Here is a 16446-nt window from a genome sequence, read left to right on the forward strand (position 1 = left end):
CGCGCTTGAAGGTTTGAGCGATGGCAGGCGTAGAGCAGATCAAGGTCGATGACGGCGAGGCGGGCATGCGCCTCGACCGCTGGTTCAAGGTCCATTATCCCGGATTGGGTTTCGGCCATCTCCAGAAACTTTTGCGTTCCGGCCAGATCCGCATCGATGGCGGCCGTGCAAAGGCGGATTCGCGCGTCGAGCCCGGCCAGACGGTGCGCGTCCCGCCGCTCCCCGTTGACAAGGCAGGTGAGGGCCCGCTGACCGCCAGGACGATCCGGGGGCAGGACGATGGCGACGTGCTTCGCAAGATGCTCCTGCACGAAGATCCCAAGGTGTTGGTTTTCAACAAGCCCTCAGGCCTTGCGGTACAGGGCGGTTCCGGCGTCACGCGCAGCGTGGATTCCATGCTGGAAGCTTGGCGTAACAGGAGGGGCGAGAAGCCACGACTGGTCCACCGTCTCGACCGCGACACCTCGGGCGTTCTGGTCGTGGCGCGCACGCGGCTCGCCGCCATGAAGCTGGCTGAAGCCTTCCGTGAGCGCGAGACGAAAAAGACATATTGGGCGCTTGTGAAAGGCGTGCCGCCGAAGCGCGAGGACAAGATTTCGACCTGGCTCATCAAGGAGCCGACGGACGATGGCGACCGCATGCGCGTCGCCAGGCATGGCGAGAAGGGTGCCGATCACGCCGTTACCTACTATCGCGTCCTTGAGCAGGCCGGACAGACGCTGTCATGGCTGGAAATGGAGCCCTATACGGGTCGCACCCACCAGCTTCGCGTCCACGCCGCCTATATCGGCTGCCCGATCATCGGTGATCCCAAATATTTCGAGGCCGACACCAACTGGGATTTCCCGGGCGGCATCCAGAACAGGCTTCATCTTCATGCCCGTCGCATCATCGTCCCGCATCCCGACCAGGGCGTGATCGACGTCACCGCGCCGATGCCGCCGCACATGCGTCAGAGCTGGAACCTGCTTGGATTCGACGAGGCGAACGGAGAGCCGGAGTGACCTCAGTGTCGGCGGCTGGCCGGCGCGAGTCGATCGATGCTCTCGCAGCGACGCTTATGGTCTTCCTGACTTTTTCCTGGGGTCTCAACGGCGTCGCCGCCAAGCTGACCTATACCGGCTACAGCCCGATCTTCCTGGCGCTTGTAAGGTCCCTGATCGGTGGATTTCTTGTCTTCCTGTGGTGCCGATGGCGCCGCATCAGTCTGTTCGAGCGCGACGGAACGCTCTGGGCTGGTATCTTTGCCGGTACGCTGTTTGCCGTCGAGTTCATGCTGATCTTTGTCGGCCTGGAATATACGTCGGTCGCGCGCAGCGTGCTCCTCATCAACACCATGCCATTCTGGACGCTGATCGCCGGTCACTTCTTTTTCGGCGAACGCATATCCCTGCGCAAGCTTGTCGGCCTCCTGCTCGCCTTCGGTGGCCTCGTGCTGATCTTTTCCGACAAGCTGAGCGTGCCCGGTCCTGACGCGCTGATCGGCGACCTGATGAATCTCGCAGCCGGCATAGCCTGGGCCGCGACCATCGTTGTCATCCGCAAGTCCAGTCTCGTGCGCGCTTCCGCCGAAAAGCTGCTGCTCTACCAACTGGCCGTCGCGGTCGCGCTTGCGGCAGTTGCCCTGCCGTTTTTCGGTCCGCCGATCCGCGACGCCAATATGGTCGCCACCGGCGCGCTGCTGTTTCAGTCGATCTACATCGTCGCCTTCACCTACGCGCTCTGGTTCTGGCTGGTGCAGCGCTACCCGTCCGCGGGGCTGGCGAGTTTCACGTTCCTTACGCCTGTCTTCGGCGTGCTGCTTGGCGGGATCATCCTTGGCGAACCGCTGGGATTCACTATCTTCCTGGCATTGATGCTGATCGTGGGAGGCCTGATGCTGGTCAACCGCGCTCCGAAGAAGCCTGTTTCCATAGGACAATGATGCGCGAAATCCTGAACGACCTCGAAGCTGGAGACTATCTGTCCGACCCCGATCCTGTAAGGCGGGCTCAATCGCAGATGCGCACGCCGATGCCGAAGCGTTTCTACAAGGACGTTGCGGTGGAGGCAGGAGAGGGCGGTTACGTCGTCAAGCTAGACGGCCGGTCTGTGAAGACCCCGGGAAAGGCTGTGCTTGCGCTTCCGACCGAAGCCGCGGCGATACTCGTCGCCGATGAATTCGCCGCGCAGGGGGAAAACCTGGATCTCGCCACCATGCCTGTCTATCGCCTGGTCAACACCGCCATCGACGGCGTCGCCGCCGACCCCCAGGCCGTTCTGGAAGACATATTGCGCTTCTCGTCTTCCGACCTGCTTTGTTATCGGGCCGACGGCCCCGACACGCTGGTCCGCCGCCAGAATGATGCCTGGGACCCGGTCATCGACTGGGCGAGGTCCGCGCTCGGCGCGCGGTTCAACCTTGCGGAAGGTGTCATCCATGTGGTTCAGCCCCGCGAGAGCATCGCCGTTCTGGGTGCTCATCTGAACCAGCGCGCCGATCCGCTGCGACTGGCGGCACTTCACGTGATGACCACGTTGACCGGCTCGGCGTTGCTCGCGCTCGCCGTGGACTTCGGCGAACTCGATGCCGAAGAGGCGTGGAAGGCTGCGCATGTCGACGAGGATTTCCAGGCCGAGCAGTGGGGCCAGGATTCCGAGGCCGTCGCGCGCCGGACCAACCGCAGGCGCGACATGATGGCGGCCGCCCGACTTTTGCCGGCGATCGCGCCGGAACGCGCTTGACCTTCCCCTTGCTGGAACCTCTACGCGGTTGATCTGACCCGCTTGGCGCGGGTTCATCCCGCATGAGGAGCAAACAATGAAAAACACAAAATTCGCAATTCCGGCGACGGCGCTGCTGGTTGCAGGCATGTCCGTGGCCTTCGCCGCATCGGACCTTTCGCCGGGCTCCAAGGCGCTTGAGGAGGCCAATGCCAACATGCACATGGCCATGTCGGTCGAGATGACTGGCGATGTCGATGTGGACTTCGTCCGATCCATGATCCCGCGTCATCAGGGCGCGGTCGAAATGGCGAAGATCGTACTGGAATACGGCAAGGACCCAGAAATCCGAAAGCTTGCCGAGGATATCGTCAAAGCTCAGGAAGCGGAAATCGCTTTCATGGAAGGCTGGTTGGAGAAGAATGGCGCGCCAGCTGCCGATTCCGGAAGCATGGATCACGGCAATCACTAGAAATGAAAAAGCCCCGCCATCGCGGGGCTTTTCACAGCTTTAACGACGTTATGTCGTCAGTTCTTGCGCGTGCCCACGCTCTCGATCGCATCCTGATGGTACCAACCGGTTTCCGGGGCAATCTTCAGCTTGCGAATTGCGCGAACCTCTGCCGCGAATTTAGCCTGAGCGCTTAAAATTGATGCAGCTTTCCGGCCGCCGGCCGGAAAGGCAAGAATTGTGGCCGACGGGCGATCGGTGTTCGCTTCCATGTCGGGACTCCTCATGTCCTGTTCTCTTACGTTAAGAGATAGACCGAATCGCTTCGGATGCAAGAGTCTTAGGCAAAATGCCTAAGAAAAAATCATATTATGCATAAATTATTAGCATTCTTGCCTGCTGCCGGGCGACTTGGCAAAGCTGGCTGAAATCACCGATTGTGCAGTGCGATATCCCGCCGCACCCCGTCCAGTTGCAGCGAGGTGGCACGCCCCTTGCTTAACGTTGTGTGACTGCGGCCGTTCCAAGGCCGGAGGCGCCCGCAAGGGCACTGGTTGCACTCATTACTAACGTGAGGACAGAATGACGAAATATAAACTCGAGTACATTTGGCTCGACGGCTACACGCCGGTGCCGAACCTGCGCGGCAAGACGCAGATCAAGGAATTCGACACTTTCCCGTCGCTGGCAGAATTGCCGCTTTGGGGCTTCGACGGTTCGTCGACCATGCAGGCCGAAGGCCATTCGTCTGACTGCGTGCTGAAGCCGGTTGCCGTTTACCCCGATCCAGCCCGCAAGAACGGCGCGCTCGTCATGTGCGAAGTCATGATGCCCGATGGCGTCACGCCGCACTCGACCAACTCGCGTGCCACTATCCTGGACGATCCGGGCGCTTGGTTCGGCTTCGAACAGGAGTACTTCTTCTACAAGGATGGCCGTCCGCTCGGCTTCCCGGAGCATGGCTATCCGGCGCCCCAGGGCCCGTATTACACCGGCGTCGGCTTCAAGAACGTCGGCGACGTCGCTCGCCAGATCGTCGAGGAGCATCTCGAGCTGTGCCTCGAGGCCGGCATCAACCACGAGGGCATCAATGCGGAAGTCGCGAAGGGCCAGTGGGAATTCCAGATTTTCGGCAAGGGCTCCAAGCGGGCTGCCGACGAAGTCTGGATCGCGCGCTACCTGCTGCTCCGCCTGACGGAAAAGTACGGCGTCGACATCGAGTTCCACTGCAAGCCGCTGGGCGACACCGACTGGAACGGCTCGGGCATGCATTGCAACTTCTCGACCGAATACATGCGCACCATCGGCGGCAAGGAGTATTTCGAAGCCCTGATGGCCGCTTTCGACAAGAACCTGATGGACCACATCGCAGTCTACGGCCCGGACAACGACAAGCGTCTGACCGGCAAGCACGAGACGGCTCCGTGGCACAAGTTCAGCTACGGCATCGCAGACCGTGGCGCGTCGATCCGCGTTCCGCACTCGTTCGTCAAGAACGACTACAAGGGTTATCTTGAGGATCGCCGTCCGAACTCGCAGGGCGACCCCTACGCGATCGCTTCTCAGGTGCTGAAGACCATCGCGGAAGTCCCGACCGGCGCTTCCAAGAAGGCTGCGGCCTGATTACTGCACCTGGTTGGAAAAAGCCGCGCCCATGGGCGCGGCTTTTTTGTCGGCGTATCGCGCTTCCGAGGGACGATTTCAGTCGACGCCGAGTGCCTTGAGCACGTTGGGAACGGCTGGCATGGCCAGAAGTGCTGCACCCGCCAGCCATATCGTTGAGGCGACGGTATCGCTCGGTGCGGAAGACAGCCTCTTGTAGAGCGCGGCGGGCACGCCGGACACCATCATCGTCAAAGTTGAAAGGATCAGTGCGCTGGCCATGTAGACAAACTGCGTGGTCGCCGGCGCCCATGATGGGTACCAAACGGGGTAGAGTACGAACAGGACGAGCACCCAAGGAGAAAAAATGCCGTTGACGATTGCCACGGCCATGACTGGAACAAGACCTGTACGATCGCCCATGTCAGCCGCCCGCCGAGGCTGCAGGCGTCAGGCCCGCATTGAACAGGAACAGGAAAAAGCCGAGCCTCATCGCCATCAGCCATAGCGCGGCGAAAACCAGCACGACAGGTTGGGCGAGAATGTCGGGGGTGACGAAGCGAACAACCCGCACCACAGGATCGGTAACCCACCGAAACCCGCGCCATATGAAGTTGTCCCAGTTCTCCGGGACGAAGAACCCGAGCACAAGTCGGCCGAGCATTGTGTACATGATCGCAGCCAGAACGAAGTTCGGCAGATGGAAGTACCAGTAGCTCCAGAATGCGTTCATGTGTGTCCCGTAGCAAGCATCCCTGGCCCTACCACACGTCCGTCGGAGGTCAAGGATGGCCACGCCGAGAGGACGGCCAACCTGCCAGAGACTTCAGTCGTCGAAAAGAAGGCGGGGCCCGGACAGTCGGACCCCGCCTTACCTACATGATTGATCGTGTCAGGTCGTCTTCTCTTCCATCAAGGTCTTTCCACGCGGGATACGCAGTTCCTCGATGAAGTCCTGCAGTTCGCTCGACGGCTCCTTGGTGAGGCGCGAAACCACGTACATGACCAGGAAGCCCACTGGCAGGCCGAACGCGGCGGCGGAAAGGTTCTTCACCCCCCACCAGTTGGCGATCGTCTGCGCATGCTTGTCGAGGGCTGCCCAGGCGGCCGCCTGGGCGTCCGGTGCGGCCGCAGCATAGGCCGCCTTGAGTTCCTCGAACTTGGCAATTGCTTCCGGCGTGGCCGTCGAAAGTCCGCTCCACATCTCGTAGAAGCCAACGGCTCCGTAGCGTGTGCCGAGGAGATAGTAGAGACAGATGGCGAAGCCGGCGATCATGCCTGCGATCGCGCCTGGCGAGTTGGCTCGTTTCCACCATACCCCCAGCACCAGCGCCGGGAACAGGCCGGCGGCGGCGAGGGAGAATGCCCAGGACACCATTGCCAGGATGTCCGCCGGCTTCGTGGACGCCACGTAGGCGGCGGCAATCGCAACCAGAACAAGCAGAACACGCGACACGATCAGCCGTCGGGCGGTCGGCGCGTTCTGGTCGATCATCTTGTAGTAGATGTCGTGGCTGAGAGCGTTTGCGATGGCCAGCAGGAGCCCGTCCGCAGTCGACAGCGCGGCGGCGAGACCACCCGCTGCCACGAGGCCCGATATGACGTAAGGCATGCCAGCCATTTCGGGTGTGGCAAGTACGATCATGTCCGCGTTCAGGTTGATGTTGGCGAAGGCGATGTTCGTCACTCCGGCTTCCGCGCAGGCTGCTGCGACCGCAGCGGCGTCGACTGCCGCCTTGCCGCAAATCTGCACCAGCGAGTTATCCGCCGCCGCCCATCTGAACATCCACGATGCCTTGTCCGCGATATTCTCGGGCGTCAGGCCGGACGCCACAAGGTCAAGCATCGTCCACTTCGCGAACGCCGCATAAGCCGGTGCCGTGAAATAGAGGATGAAGATGAAAAGCAGTGACCACGCCACCGACACGCGAGCTTCGCGAACCGAAGGCGTCGTGAAGTAGCGCATGAGGACGTGAGGCAGGGATGCCGTGCCGACCATAAGGCAGAGGATCAGCAGGAAGTAGTTCAGCGCGTTGTAGCCGCCGTGGGCAAACGGTGTGGCATGGCCTACGGCTATTCCCTGAGCAGCTTCGAGCGCCGCGATGCCTTGCAGCGCCTGCCCCTGCATCAACTGCGGGATCGGAATGCCGGTCTTGATGGTCGACATCCAGATGGCAGGAATGAGGTAGGCGATGATGAGCACAATGTACTGTGCGACCTGCGTCCAGGTCACCGCACGCATGCCGCCGAGCATCGAGCAAACCAGGATGCCGGCAAGGCCTACGTAAACTGCGACGTTGAAGTCGAGACCGAGGAAACGGGCAGATATGATGCCGGTCGCATAGATCTGCGCAACCACATAGGTGAATGAGCAGGAGAAAAGGACAATCACGCCTATAAGGCGTGCCAAGTTACCGCCGTAGCGCGCCGACAGGAAGTCCGGAACCGTATAGGCGCCAAACTTTCGAAGATACGGGGCCACGAGGATGGCCACCAGGACGTAACCGCCAGTCCAGCCAAGCACGAATGCCAGTCCGTCATAACCGAGCAGGTAGAGCGTGCCGGCCATGCCGACGAAGGAAGCGCCGGACATCCAGTCAGCGCCGGTCGCCATGCCGTTGTAGATCGCCGGAACGCGTCGTCCGGCGACGTAATATTCGCCGACCTGCATGGTGCGGCTGAGAATGCCGATCACCGCGTAGATCAGGATGGTGAAGCCGACGAACATGTAGCCGATGATGCGGTTCGGCACGCCCAGCGCGCTGAGGATCGCCATCAGGATGATGAAGGCGATGAAGCCTCCCGTATAGATCGTATAGATGCGTCCGAGGTTGGAGACGAAGTCCCCTTTGCCCGTCGCGATTGTTTCAGTTGCCATTGTTCCCCCCGATCATTCTTCAGCCACGCCGAATTCCTCGTCGATGGCGTTCTGCTTGCGGGCAAACCAGAACAGCATGACGACGAAGGCGATGAGGGACCCCTGAGCGGCCATGTAGAAGCCGAGCGGGAACCCTAGGATGACGATCTCATTGAGGCTCGTCACGAACATGTGGACGATGAAGCCGAAGAATACCCAAAGTGCCAGCATGGTGAACATGAGGCTTCTGGTCTTGTTCCAGTAGCCGATGCGGTCATTGACAGCCATCGTGCCTATCCCTCCCTTTGACGCCAAACCCGTCGTCGGGACGGTCTTGGCGATTGCTCTTTTGTACCCACCGGAAAAGGCCCGGCGTCCCAAAAAATTGCCGATGCACCCAGGAATCGAAGGGCGCAATGGTGAGCTTTCGTAGCACTTGTCGTCAGCCGCTGTTCATACGACTTTAGAATCGTTGGCTTGTCTTGAAGCTGTCGAGTATCTGGTCGCGAAGCGCCGGGAGGACCACATGGGCTTGTTTGACGGGATTGGCCGCGCCTTTGGCCTTGCCCGCGACCACATCGAAACCGGCGCGGAACTCGCAGCATTCATGGACTCGCGGGCAGCGTTCCTTGCCCAGAAATGCGTTGTCGAGTTTTGTCGCGTCAGGGCAGGAGTGTACTGGCAGAAGCTCTTTTCTGAGAACGACTTCCAGCGCGAACTCTCACGCTCGCGATGGCGCAGCTACCCGGCGGCTTATGGCATGATCGCCGAGATGGTCGAAGGGGCGTTGCGCGTGCACGCAGGCGTGCAGCGGCTCGAGGTTCCGGACAGGCTGGCGGCTCTGGCGGCCGGCACATTTGCACAATATCCGGTTCCAGAAGGAGAGAGTGACGCCTTCTGGCATGATGCCGAAGCTCTCGTGCGCGAAACGCTGGCGAAGGCAAGGGGCGCACCGGCCCGACCCGTGCGCGAGATACCAAAACCTCTTGCGAGGAAGGTTTTCGATGCGTTGCCTCTTCACAAGGACATCGTCACCAATGACTACGACTACATATTTAACAATCTGCGCATGAACCTTCTGCGGGCTCACGAAGAGCTCGTGGCATCCGCCGCCCCCGAGCCGCTACTGGCCGATTTGCTTGGCGATCGCGGATAGTCTGCGGCGGTAACGCTGCAAGTAAAAAGCCCCGGCCTTTGGCCGGGGCTCGCATAAAGGTACGGTGCGGCGACGATCACACCGAGTAGTACATGTCGAACTCGACCGGGTGAGGCGTCATTTCGAAGCGCATCACTTCGGCCATCTTGAGCTCGATATAAGCGTCGATCTGGTCGTCGTCGAAGACGCCGCCGGCTTTCAGGAACCCGCGATCCTTGTCGAGGTTCTGCAGAGCTTCGCGCAGCGAGCCGGACACGGTCGGGATCTTCTTCAGTTCCTTCGGCGGCAGGTCATAGAGATCCTTGTCCATCGGCTGGCCGGGGTGGATCTTGTTCTTGATACCGTCGAGCCCAGCCATCAGCAGGGCCGCGAAGCCGAGATAAGGGTTCGCGCCCGGATCGGGGAAGCGGACCTCGACGCGCTTCGACTTCGGCGATGAGCCGAAAGGAATGCGGCAGGAGGCCGAGCGGTTGCGTGCCGAGTAGGCCAGCAGCACCGGCGCTTCGTAGCCTGGCACCAGTCGCTTGTAGGAGTTGGTCAGCGGGTTGGTGAAGGCGTTGATGGCCTTGGCGTGCTTGATGACGCCGCCGATGAAGTACAGGCAGTTTTCCGACAGGCCGGCATACTCGTTGCCGGCGAAGGTCGGCTTGCCGCCCTTCCAGATCGACATATGGACGTGCATGCCCGAGCCGTTGTCGCCAAAGATTGGCTTCGGCATGAAGGTCGCGGTCTTGCCATAGGCGTTCGCTACCTGGTGCACGACGTACTTGTAGATCAGCATCTTGTCGGCGTTGCGGACGAGGGTGTCGAACTTGATGCCGAGCTCGTGCTGGGCGGCCGCCACCTCGTGGTGGTGCTTCTCGACGCGCACGCCCATCTCGGACAGCACCGTCAGCATCTCGGAGCGCATGTCCTGCGCCGAATCGATCGGCGGAACGGGGAAGTATCCGCCCTTGACGCGCGGGCGGTGACCGAGGTTGCCCGTCTCGTAGTCGGTATCGTCGTTGGACGGCAGTTCGGTGGAGTCGAGCATGAAGCCGGTATTGTACGGGTCGGCCTTGTATTTCACGTCGTCGAAGACGAAGAATTCAGCCTCGGGACCGACATAGATCGTGTCGCCGACGCCTTCCGACTTCATGTAGGCCTCGGCCTTCTTCGCTGTGCCGCGAGGGTCGCGATTGTACGCTTCGCCAGAGACCGGATCGAGAATGTCGCACAGGATGACCATGGTCGACTGGGCGAAGAACGGGTCCATGTGAACCGTGTCGGTATCCGGCATCAGCACCATGTCGGACTCGTTGATGGCCTTCCATCCGGCAATCGAAGAACCGTCGAACATCACACCGTCGGCGAACATGTCCTCCTCGACTTCGGCGACGTCCATCGTCACATGCTGGAGCTTGCCCTTGGGGTCGGTGAACCGCAGATCAACGAACTTAACGTCGTTGTCCTTGATCTGCTTCATGATGTCCTTGGCTGTGGTCATATCCCTATCCCTAGATGTTTTTGTGGATTCGAGCGTTTGAATATCGCTTCGTTCAGACGGCGTCTATGCCGGTTTCGCCGGTGCGGATGCGGATGACCTCTTCGATGTTGGACACGAATATCTTGCCGTCGCCGATGCGGCCCGTCTGCGCCGCCTTACGGATCGCCTCGATAGCCCCTTCGACAGCGTCGTCGCCAAGCACCACCTCGATCTTCACTTTGGGCAGGAAGTCGACGACATATTCAGCGCCGCGGTAGAGTTCGGTATGTCCCTTTTGGCGGCCGAAACCTTTTGCTTCGGTCACCGTGATGCCTTGAAGACCGGCTTCCTGGAGGGCTTCCTTCACCTCATCGAGCTTGAACGGCTTTATGATTGCTTCGATTTTCTTCATCTCTATTTCAGCCTCCAAATGAGTATTTTCAGTCGCAATGACCGCTTGCGCAACGTCTAGCACGAAGTGTGCCAATCCGCTTGCGCTGCATCAAAGTTGCCTCGAAAGCGCCGGCTTCATCGATGTTTGTTCCCGGACGACAAATTCCTGATGAAAAGCGCCAGTTCGTTACGCAAGAATACAAATTGCCACCTATTGAGGCAGCATATTTATTGATCATGTTGATTGTTTTGTATGCACATATGTCCATGCGTGCCCGGACTTGCGGTGCTTCGTTCCTAGGTCGCTCCGTGGTACGAGCAGGTGAAACAGGCGGCGCTTGATGGCGGACGAACTTCTTACACCTGCTGAGATGGCCGAAGCCGACAGATTGAGCATCAAGGCTGGGCCGCTTGACGGCATGGGTCTCATGCGCCGGGCAGGTGGGGCCGTGGCTGCGCTTGTGGTCGAGCGATATGCTGACGCGCCATCCGTCGATGTTCTGTGCGGCCCGGGAAACAATGGCGGAGACGGTTATGTCGTGGCCAGGCTCCTCGCCGAGGCTGGCGCCACGGTGCGCGTCTGGGCGCTTGGGCACCCCAAGCCGGGGACGGATGCCGCGATTGCGGCAAAGGAATGTCCTGTGGAAGCGAAGCCGCTTTCGGGTTTCGCCCCCGTGAAGGGCGCGGTGGTTATCGATGCTCTGTTCGGTGCAGGGCTGTCCAAGGCAATCGATGGCGAGGCGGCAATCGCCATCGAGAAGTGTACCGACGTATCGGTGCCGGTCGTCGCTGTCGATCTGCCGTCCGGAGTTTCCGGTGACAGCGGCAAGATCCTCGGATCGGCGTTCCGGGCAGACCTGACCGTGACCTTTTTTCGCAAGAAGCCGGGCCATCTGCTTTATCCCGGTCGTGAACTCTGTGGCCGAACGATTGTGGCCGACATCGGGATCAGGTCCGATGCATTGGATAAGATAAAGCCGACCTGCTGGGAAAACACACCCGACCTCTGGCTCGGGATATTTCCGCATCTCCCGGCCAACACCCATAAGTATGCGCGGGGCCATGTTGGTGTCTTTTCAGGCGGCCTTGCCTCGACCGGGGCCGCGCGGCTCTCCGCAAGAGCGGCCGCGCGGGCTGGGGCAGGGGCCGTCACGCTACTGTCGCCGGGCAACGCGCTACAGGTGAACGCAGCGCACCTGACATCCATCATCCTGCGCAAGACGGATGGCATTGAAGACGTCAAAGAGTGGCTGGACGAGCGCAAGCCTGCTGCTCTGGTCTTTGGGCCGGCCGCTGGCTTGCAGGACAGCGTCGGCGACTTCGCGCTGTCATTGATCGAAGCTGCCACCAATAAGGTTCGCCACCTCGTCCTGGACGCCGACGCGCTGACCCATATCTCCCGCAGGCGTGGAGAATTCCTGGCCTTGTTCAGGCAAGCCGGAGCGCCGCACGTCGTGCTAACGCCCCACGAGGGCGAGTTCGCGCGCGTTTTTCCGGAACTTGCCCATGACGAAGGTTTGTCGAAGCTGGATCGTGCCCGCAGAGCCGCCTCGCTCTCCGGCGCAACGGTGATCCTCAAAGGACCCGACACCGTGATCGCATCACCCGACGGCCAAACGGCGATCAACACGAACGCACCGCCTTGGCTTGCGACGGCGGGCTCGGGCGACGTGCTGGCCGGCATTACGGCCGGACTTCTGTCGCAGGGCATGACGGCTTTTGAGGCGGCCTGCGCCGCGGTCTGGCTGCACGGCGCGGCCGGATCGCTTTTTGGACCGGGACTGATTGCGGAGGATTTGCCCGACTTGCTGCCCCAAGTCTTGCGCGACCTGCTTGCAACGCACCCTGCCAAGGAGGCCAGTCGATGACCCGCCTCATCGCAGCCGTCATAGCTTGCCTCAGCATGGCCGGCGTAAGCCGTGCAGCGGAGCCCGTGCTGTATGTCGAAGACCCTGTCCTGCTGGGCCAACTGGAGAAGATGGGCTACGCCTTCACGGACATCTTCGGCAACGACGGCGATGGCAATCTGCAGGCGCTCTACGCGGAAGCGCCTGCTTATCGCGCGCTGGCCGATACGATCACAGGCGATGTTGGCGAACTGCGTCGCGAGATAGAGGCGGGTGGTCGGCCGTTGCGCGAGTTTACCGCCGCCGAGACCGGCCGCGTCATGGACATGCGCTGGCTGAAAACCAATGTCGCGCGGTTCCGCCTGGTCGGCGTGGTGAACAGGCTCGACCGCCGGGACTTCCATGATCTGCTTGGCGAAGGCGGGTGCGGCGAGGTGCGGCTGGTCTACCGACTGGCCTATGCGTTCAGGAAGGGCGGAAAGGGCAAACTGCTCTCGTCCCGCATGCCGTTCAATTTCAATGCGGTCTTTGATGTGAAGCCGGACGCAGATGGCGGCTGCGTGGGCGTCGCGGGACGCTGGTCGCCGGCCATCGACGAGAACGTCGACGCCGGCTGGCTGGCCGGAGGGCCGCTCGACCCCGAAGCGCTGTCGTTCCGGCAGCTTGAGTTGAACGCGCAGGTGGTGCGGTTTCCATCCGGACAGGAGCCGGAGTTCGGCGGGCAGGCTGTCTACCTGATGCGCATCTTCGGCATCGACGGGGAGACGGTCACCGAACGTACGCTGGAGAACACGCCGGACAGCGCGCGCATCGCAGCCGACGCTGAACTGAAGGCGAGGCTTGCGGCTTACGTTGCTGAAAATGCCGCGGCGATCGACATGGGCGTCTATCAGGTGCCTCAGGAGTTCCTGGCTAAGAAGGTCGTCTCGTGGTCGACCTTCGGCAACGCGCGGGCGGCCAATCATCCGTTCGGCGCGATCTTCGACCCGGAGGACTTTGCCGGTGTCGATCTGGCTGGCGGCAAGCTGGTGCGCTCGCCGAAGGCATTGCTCGAGCGGCTGGACAACGGCACTTGCCAGGGCTGCCACCAGGCGGGCGGGACGGCGGGCTTCCATGTTATCGGACTGGACGACGAATACACCTCGCCGCTGAACCGCGTGCAGGTCGGCATCTCCCCGCACCTCCACGCGGAGCTGCCGCGCCGCGCGGCATGGGTGAACGCGGTGCGCGAGGAACGCGAGCCGAACCGTTTTCGCCCGCTCTCTTTTGCGCCGAAGGCTGAATGGCTTGAGGATGGTACGTTCTCCTATGAACCGGCCGATGCCGCCGCTGCCTGCATTACGGGCGAGGATGCTCCGTCCTTCGGCGAGGCCTGGTCCTGCGGGCAAGGCACTCAGTGTACGACACTCGCGGCGGGTGGGGAGAAAACCATCGCGGTCGCGCAGTGCTTGCTGCCGGCGGAAGCGCCCGACATGTTCTCCGGCCACCCGTGCCTTGCCGGAGACGTGACGACCGCGACCACGCTGCCGTTCAAGGATCGGTTCAGCCTGACCCAGTTCACGGCGTTCGCCGAGAAGGCTTCGCCCTCTACATACACCTGCCGGCCGCCGCGCATCGGCGTGCCGGGCGGCATGGCGTATCGCCAGTGCAACGTCAAGGACAGGGCGTTCGCGGGCTTCAAACCGGGCGCGGCCATGCCCCGCGAGATCTGCGGGCTGACGGGCGGCAAGGCGTTCGACCTCTGCGTCTCGACCGGCGACTTCGACAAGTGCCTCGCCGGCGCGGTCATGCGGGGCAACCGGGCGGCGTGCTCGGCCGATCACTTCTGCCGCGACGACTATATCTGCCAGGCGTTTCCGGGCGACACGCCGAACGTCAAGAAGGTGAAAGGCGTCGGCTTTTGCTCGCCGACCTATTTCGTCTTCCAGATGCGGATCGACAATCACGCGACGCCCTGGGCCAAGGGGCCGGCCATCGCCGGTGCAAGCCGGATGGGCGGCGGGGAGGAGCCGACCTACCGCTCGATCGAGGTCGACGGCGATCCGGATGATCTGTGGTGATGCTTCCTCCTACTGCTTGCCAACCTTCTCCATGAAGGCCATGGCGCCGTGCGGGGCGCGCACCTTGCCCGAAGTGATGAAGTAGACGAACACGTCGCGCGGCATGACGGCGGCTTCGCTGGCCGGATCGGAGCGCGGCAGGTCGTCGGGAGCCTTGCCCTCGGCCCAGAGCTTTGCGCGCTTGACCCAGGCGTTCAAATCCTTCGGCGCGTAGCAGGTCGGCTCGTCGTCCGACCCTGTCTGCAGCCGCGCATAGACGAAGTCGCCGGTGACGTCGGCGATCGCCGGGTATTTTTCGTGGTCGGCATAGACGATCGCGACGTTGGCCTTGCGGCAGAGCGATACGAACTCCGGCACGATGAAACTGTCGGTGCGCACCTCGACTGCGTGGCGCAGTTTTACCCCGTCCTGTTTTTCCGGCAGCAGCTTCAGGAAGGCGCCGAAATCGTCGGCGTCGAATTTTTTCGTCGGGGCGAACTGCCAGAGGATCGGCCCGAGCTTTTCGCCGAGTTCCGACACGCCGGAACCGAGAAAGCGCTGTACGGACTCGCCGGCCTCGGCCAGCACGCGGCGGTTGGTGGCAAACCGTATGGCCTTCAGCGAGAAGACAAAACCGTCTGGCGCGTCGGCTGCCCATTTGGCGAAGGTCGGCGGCTTGAAGGTGGAATAGTAGGTGCCGTTGACCTCGATGGTCGGCACCTGCCGGCTGGCGAAATTGAGCTGCTTCGCCTTGGAGAGCTTCTCCGGATAGAAGGACGTGTCCCACGGCTCGAACGTCCAGCCGCCCATGCCGGCGCGGATCTGGCCGGCGCTCCTTCCTGACGGCATCGCTGCCTCCCTCTCATGCGTTGCCGGGAAGATGCGTTTGCACTTTCCGTTTGTCTACCTGCGCGCGCGCTGCTCCTGACATGGCAAGGGAGTGGGACGGCGGGGACCAAGGGAACGGAAGGCCGCGCGAAAGCGCTCGCGGCAAGGCGATGCCACGGCACGCTTTTCGGGCAGTGAAGCGCGTCTGCATCATGACGTGTCGGGATATTGCAGCGCATGGAGCGCCAGCGCATGGGCGTGGGCGAGGACCTCGTCGATGTCGCGGATGTTGCGGCGACGGAAGGCGGTGGGGTTGAAACGCGAGAGCCGACCGCCCGGCGGACGGCCCGGCCTGAGCGGCAAACGACCCGCGGCGACCCGGCTGCGCCGGGCCTGCCAGCGGGCAAAGCGCCGGGCCTGCGCCGGCAGGCCGTCCAGCGCGGCTGCGAGGGCTGCGAGGCGCAGGCCAAGACGCGTGCAGTCGACCGGATCGTCGCGCGACGGCGGAGGCGGCAGCCTGTAGGGCTCGGCGAGGCCCGGAGACAGGATGCGCGGCGCAGCGTGAGCGGGAACGGTGCGGCCGTTCGGGCGACGCAACCGGCGGGGCGGATCAAACAATGGGAGGAGGGTCCTTCGAGGCAAGCCTTTTGCTTGCGCCTCAGGATGAGGGGCGTTGGCGGGCATCCGCGCAATTTCGGAGGGCGGCAGGACGACGGCGATGCCGAAGCGACGGAGCATCGGCACGGGGTCGACGGGCTTTGGCGCGGAGTTGCGCAGCGGCGGCAATGCCACGACCAGACCGCGCGCCGCCGCGATGACCAGCCGCCGCGCGGCGGATTCGGCCGGACGCAAGATGCGCAGGATGGCGAGGCGCAGATGACGGGGGAGCGTGCAACGGCCAGACCCCTCACCAGGTTCGGCTGGCGGCTCGGCTTTGCCTCGCGGGGCCGAACCATCCTCTCCCGCAAGGGGCGAGGAACCGAGCCCGGCCATGGCGAACAGGCCAACCAGAATGCGCTTCAGCGCTTGCACATTGTCGGATATCGCCGCGCGTCCGTCCATTACCGCCTCCTTTCAGGCGGCGGCATTATGGGGCAGGTGGGAA

At 62.2% G+C, this 16446-nt stretch carries 17 protein-coding genes; 8 read left to right on the top strand and 9 right to left on the bottom strand.

Features of this window, described 5'->3' with window-relative positions:
• Positions 1 to 20: 20 nt before the first annotated feature.
• The 4 genes from ABMA32_RS18390 to copM all read left to right on the top strand — a co-directional run bounded on the left by ABMA32_RS18390 (position 21) and on the right by copM (position 3175).
• Positions 21 to 1004 carry an RluA family pseudouridine synthase gene (locus ABMA32_RS18390; protein ID WP_349015238.1) on the top strand — a complete coding sequence of 328 codons (984 nt, stop codon included), beginning with the start codon at positions 21 to 23 and terminating at the stop codon, positions 1002 to 1004.
• Positions 1001 to 1924 carry a DMT family transporter gene (locus tag ABMA32_RS18395; protein WP_349015239.1) on the top strand — a complete coding sequence of 308 codons (924 nt, stop codon included), beginning with the start codon at positions 1001 to 1003 and terminating at the stop codon, positions 1922 to 1924. The genes ABMA32_RS18390 and ABMA32_RS18395 overlap by 4 nt, the downstream gene beginning before the upstream one ends.
• Positions 1924 to 2724: an ATP12 family chaperone protein gene (locus ABMA32_RS18400; protein ID WP_349015476.1), complete on the top strand. Its 801-nt coding sequence runs from the start codon at positions 1924 to 1926 to the stop codon at positions 2722 to 2724. Before ABMA32_RS18395 ends, ABMA32_RS18400 begins: the two co-directional genes overlap by 1 nt.
• A 76-nt stretch (positions 2725 to 2800) precedes the next feature.
• Positions 2801 to 3175, top strand: a complete 375-nt coding sequence (gene copM, locus ABMA32_RS18405; protein WP_425475558.1) for a CopM family metallochaperone — start codon at positions 2801 to 2803, stop codon at positions 3173 to 3175.
• Between the two features lie 56 nt (positions 3176 to 3231).
• Here copM and ABMA32_RS18410 read toward each other — a convergent pair whose 3' ends face one another.
• On the bottom strand, positions 3232 to 3426 hold the full coding sequence (locus ABMA32_RS18410; RefSeq protein WP_349015240.1) for a DUF2735 domain-containing protein: 195 nt from the start codon (positions 3424 to 3426) through the stop codon (positions 3232 to 3234).
• A gap of 310 nt (positions 3427 to 3736) precedes the next feature.
• On the opposite strand from ABMA32_RS18410, the gene ABMA32_RS18415 reads away from it, so the two are divergent.
• Positions 3737 to 4777 carry a glutamine synthetase beta-grasp domain-containing protein gene (locus ABMA32_RS18415; protein WP_349015241.1) on the top strand — a complete coding sequence of 347 codons (1041 nt, stop codon included), beginning with the start codon at positions 3737 to 3739 and terminating at the stop codon, positions 4775 to 4777.
• 78 nt (positions 4778 to 4855) lie between these two features.
• Here the strand turns inward: ABMA32_RS18415 and ABMA32_RS18420 are convergent, their stop codons facing one another.
• The 4 genes from ABMA32_RS18420 to ABMA32_RS18435 form a co-directional block, all read right to left on the bottom strand.
• Positions 4856 to 5179, bottom strand: a complete 324-nt coding sequence (locus tag ABMA32_RS18420; protein ID WP_349015242.1) for a hypothetical protein — start codon at positions 5177 to 5179, stop codon at positions 4856 to 4858.
• 1 nt (position 5180) lies between these two features.
• Positions 5181 to 5489 carry a hypothetical protein gene (locus ABMA32_RS18425; protein ID WP_349015243.1) on the bottom strand — a complete coding sequence of 103 codons (309 nt, stop codon included), beginning with the start codon at positions 5487 to 5489 and terminating at the stop codon, positions 5181 to 5183.
• A 159-nt stretch (positions 5490 to 5648) separates the two neighbouring features.
• Positions 5649 to 7634, bottom strand: coding sequence for a sodium:solute symporter family protein (locus ABMA32_RS18430; RefSeq protein ID WP_349015244.1), 1986 nt, complete (start codon positions 7632 to 7634; stop codon positions 5649 to 5651).
• Positions 7635 to 7646: 12 nt separating this feature from the next.
• Positions 7647 to 7901 (bottom strand): DUF4212 domain-containing protein, encoded by a 255-nt coding sequence (locus tag ABMA32_RS18435; RefSeq protein ID WP_349015245.1) that lies wholly within the window; start codon positions 7899 to 7901, stop codon positions 7647 to 7649.
• 238 nt (positions 7902 to 8139) lie between these two features.
• Between ABMA32_RS18435 and ABMA32_RS18440 the strand changes: the two genes are divergently transcribed.
• A complete protein-coding gene (locus ABMA32_RS18440; protein WP_349015246.1) occupies positions 8140 to 8769 on the top strand; it encodes a hypothetical protein in 630 nt (209 codons plus the stop codon).
• Positions 8770 to 8845: 76 nt separating this feature from the next.
• Here the strand turns inward: ABMA32_RS18440 and glnA are convergent, their stop codons facing one another.
• Both glnA and ABMA32_RS18450 read right to left on the bottom strand, forming a co-directional pair.
• A complete protein-coding gene (gene glnA / locus ABMA32_RS18445) occupies positions 8846 to 10255 on the bottom strand; it encodes a type I glutamate--ammonia ligase (RefSeq protein ID WP_349015247.1) in 1410 nt (469 codons plus the stop codon).
• A gap of 52 nt (positions 10256 to 10307) precedes the next feature.
• A complete protein-coding gene (locus ABMA32_RS18450; RefSeq protein ID WP_121583473.1) occupies positions 10308 to 10646 on the bottom strand; it encodes a P-II family nitrogen regulator in 339 nt (112 codons plus the stop codon).
• A 322-nt stretch (positions 10647 to 10968) separates the two neighbouring features.
• Here ABMA32_RS18450 and ABMA32_RS18455 point away from each other — a divergent pair, with 322 nt between their 5' ends.
• Complete coding sequence (locus ABMA32_RS18455; protein ID WP_349015248.1) at positions 10969 to 12495, top strand: NAD(P)H-hydrate dehydratase; 1527 nt, start codon at positions 10969 to 10971, stop codon at positions 12493 to 12495.
• Entirely contained in the window at positions 12492 to 14534 is a 2043-nt protein-coding gene (locus ABMA32_RS18460; RefSeq protein ID WP_349015249.1) for a hypothetical protein, read from the top strand. The genes ABMA32_RS18455 and ABMA32_RS18460 overlap by 4 nt, the downstream gene beginning before the upstream one ends.
• 9 nt (positions 14535 to 14543) lie before the next feature.
• On the opposite strand, the gene ABMA32_RS18465 is transcribed toward ABMA32_RS18460, so the two are convergent.
• Together ABMA32_RS18465 and ABMA32_RS18470 are read right to left on the bottom strand one after the other, a co-directional pair.
• Positions 14544 to 15362, bottom strand: coding sequence for a DUF72 domain-containing protein (locus ABMA32_RS18465; RefSeq protein ID WP_349015250.1), 819 nt, complete (start codon positions 15360 to 15362; stop codon positions 14544 to 14546).
• A 189-nt stretch (positions 15363 to 15551) separates the two neighbouring features.
• Complete coding sequence (locus ABMA32_RS18470) at positions 15552 to 16403, bottom strand: hypothetical protein (RefSeq protein WP_349015251.1); 852 nt, start codon at positions 16401 to 16403, stop codon at positions 15552 to 15554.
• Between the last annotated feature and the right edge of the window lie 43 nt (positions 16404 to 16446).

This window comes from Mesorhizobium quangtriensis (genome assembly GCF_040081925.1).
Classification (GTDB): domain Bacteria; phylum Pseudomonadota; class Alphaproteobacteria; order Rhizobiales; family Rhizobiaceae; genus Mesorhizobium_K; species Mesorhizobium_K quangtriensis.

Coding starts and splice junctions, on each gene's coding strand:
- ABMA32_RS18390 (WP_349015238.1), top strand. CDS start 21: ATGGCAGGCGTAGAGCAGATCAAGGTCGATGACGGCGAGGCGGGCATG.
- ABMA32_RS18400 (WP_349015476.1), top strand. CDS start 1,924: ATGCGCGAAATCCTGAACGACCTCGAAGCTGGAGACTATCTGTCCGAC.
- copM (WP_425475558.1), top strand. CDS start 2,801: ATGAAAAACACAAAATTCGCAATTCCGGCGACGGCGCTGCTGGTTGCA.
- ABMA32_RS18410 (WP_349015240.1), bottom strand. CDS start 3,426: ATGGAAGCGAACACCGATCGCCCGTCGGCCACAATTCTTGCCTTTCCG.
- ABMA32_RS18415 (WP_349015241.1), top strand. CDS start 3,737: ATGACGAAATATAAACTCGAGTACATTTGGCTCGACGGCTACACGCCG.
- ABMA32_RS18420 (WP_349015242.1), bottom strand. CDS start 5,179: ATGGGCGATCGTACAGGTCTTGTTCCAGTCATGGCCGTGGCAATCGTC.
- ABMA32_RS18425 (WP_349015243.1), bottom strand. CDS start 5,489: ATGAACGCATTCTGGAGCTACTGGTACTTCCATCTGCCGAACTTCGTT.
- ABMA32_RS18430 (WP_349015244.1), bottom strand. CDS start 7,634: ATGGCAACTGAAACAATCGCGACGGGCAAAGGGGACTTCGTCTCCAAC.
- ABMA32_RS18435 (WP_349015245.1), bottom strand. CDS start 7,901: ATGGCTGTCAATGACCGCATCGGCTACTGGAACAAGACCAGAAGCCTC.
- ABMA32_RS18440 (WP_349015246.1), top strand. CDS start 8,140: ATGGGCTTGTTTGACGGGATTGGCCGCGCCTTTGGCCTTGCCCGCGAC.
- glnA (WP_349015247.1), bottom strand. CDS start 10,255: ATGACCACAGCCAAGGACATCATGAAGCAGATCAAGGACAACGACGTT.
- ABMA32_RS18450 (WP_121583473.1), bottom strand. CDS start 10,646: ATGAAGAAAATCGAAGCAATCATAAAGCCGTTCAAGCTCGATGAGGTG.
- ABMA32_RS18455 (WP_349015248.1), top strand. CDS start 10,969: ATGGCGGACGAACTTCTTACACCTGCTGAGATGGCCGAAGCCGACAGA.
- ABMA32_RS18460 (WP_349015249.1), top strand. CDS start 12,492: ATGACCCGCCTCATCGCAGCCGTCATAGCTTGCCTCAGCATGGCCGGC.
- ABMA32_RS18465 (WP_349015250.1), bottom strand. CDS start 15,362: ATGCCGTCAGGAAGGAGCGCCGGCCAGATCCGCGCCGGCATGGGCGGC.
- ABMA32_RS18470 (WP_349015251.1), bottom strand. CDS start 16,403: ATGGACGGACGCGCGGCGATATCCGACAATGTGCAAGCGCTGAAGCGC.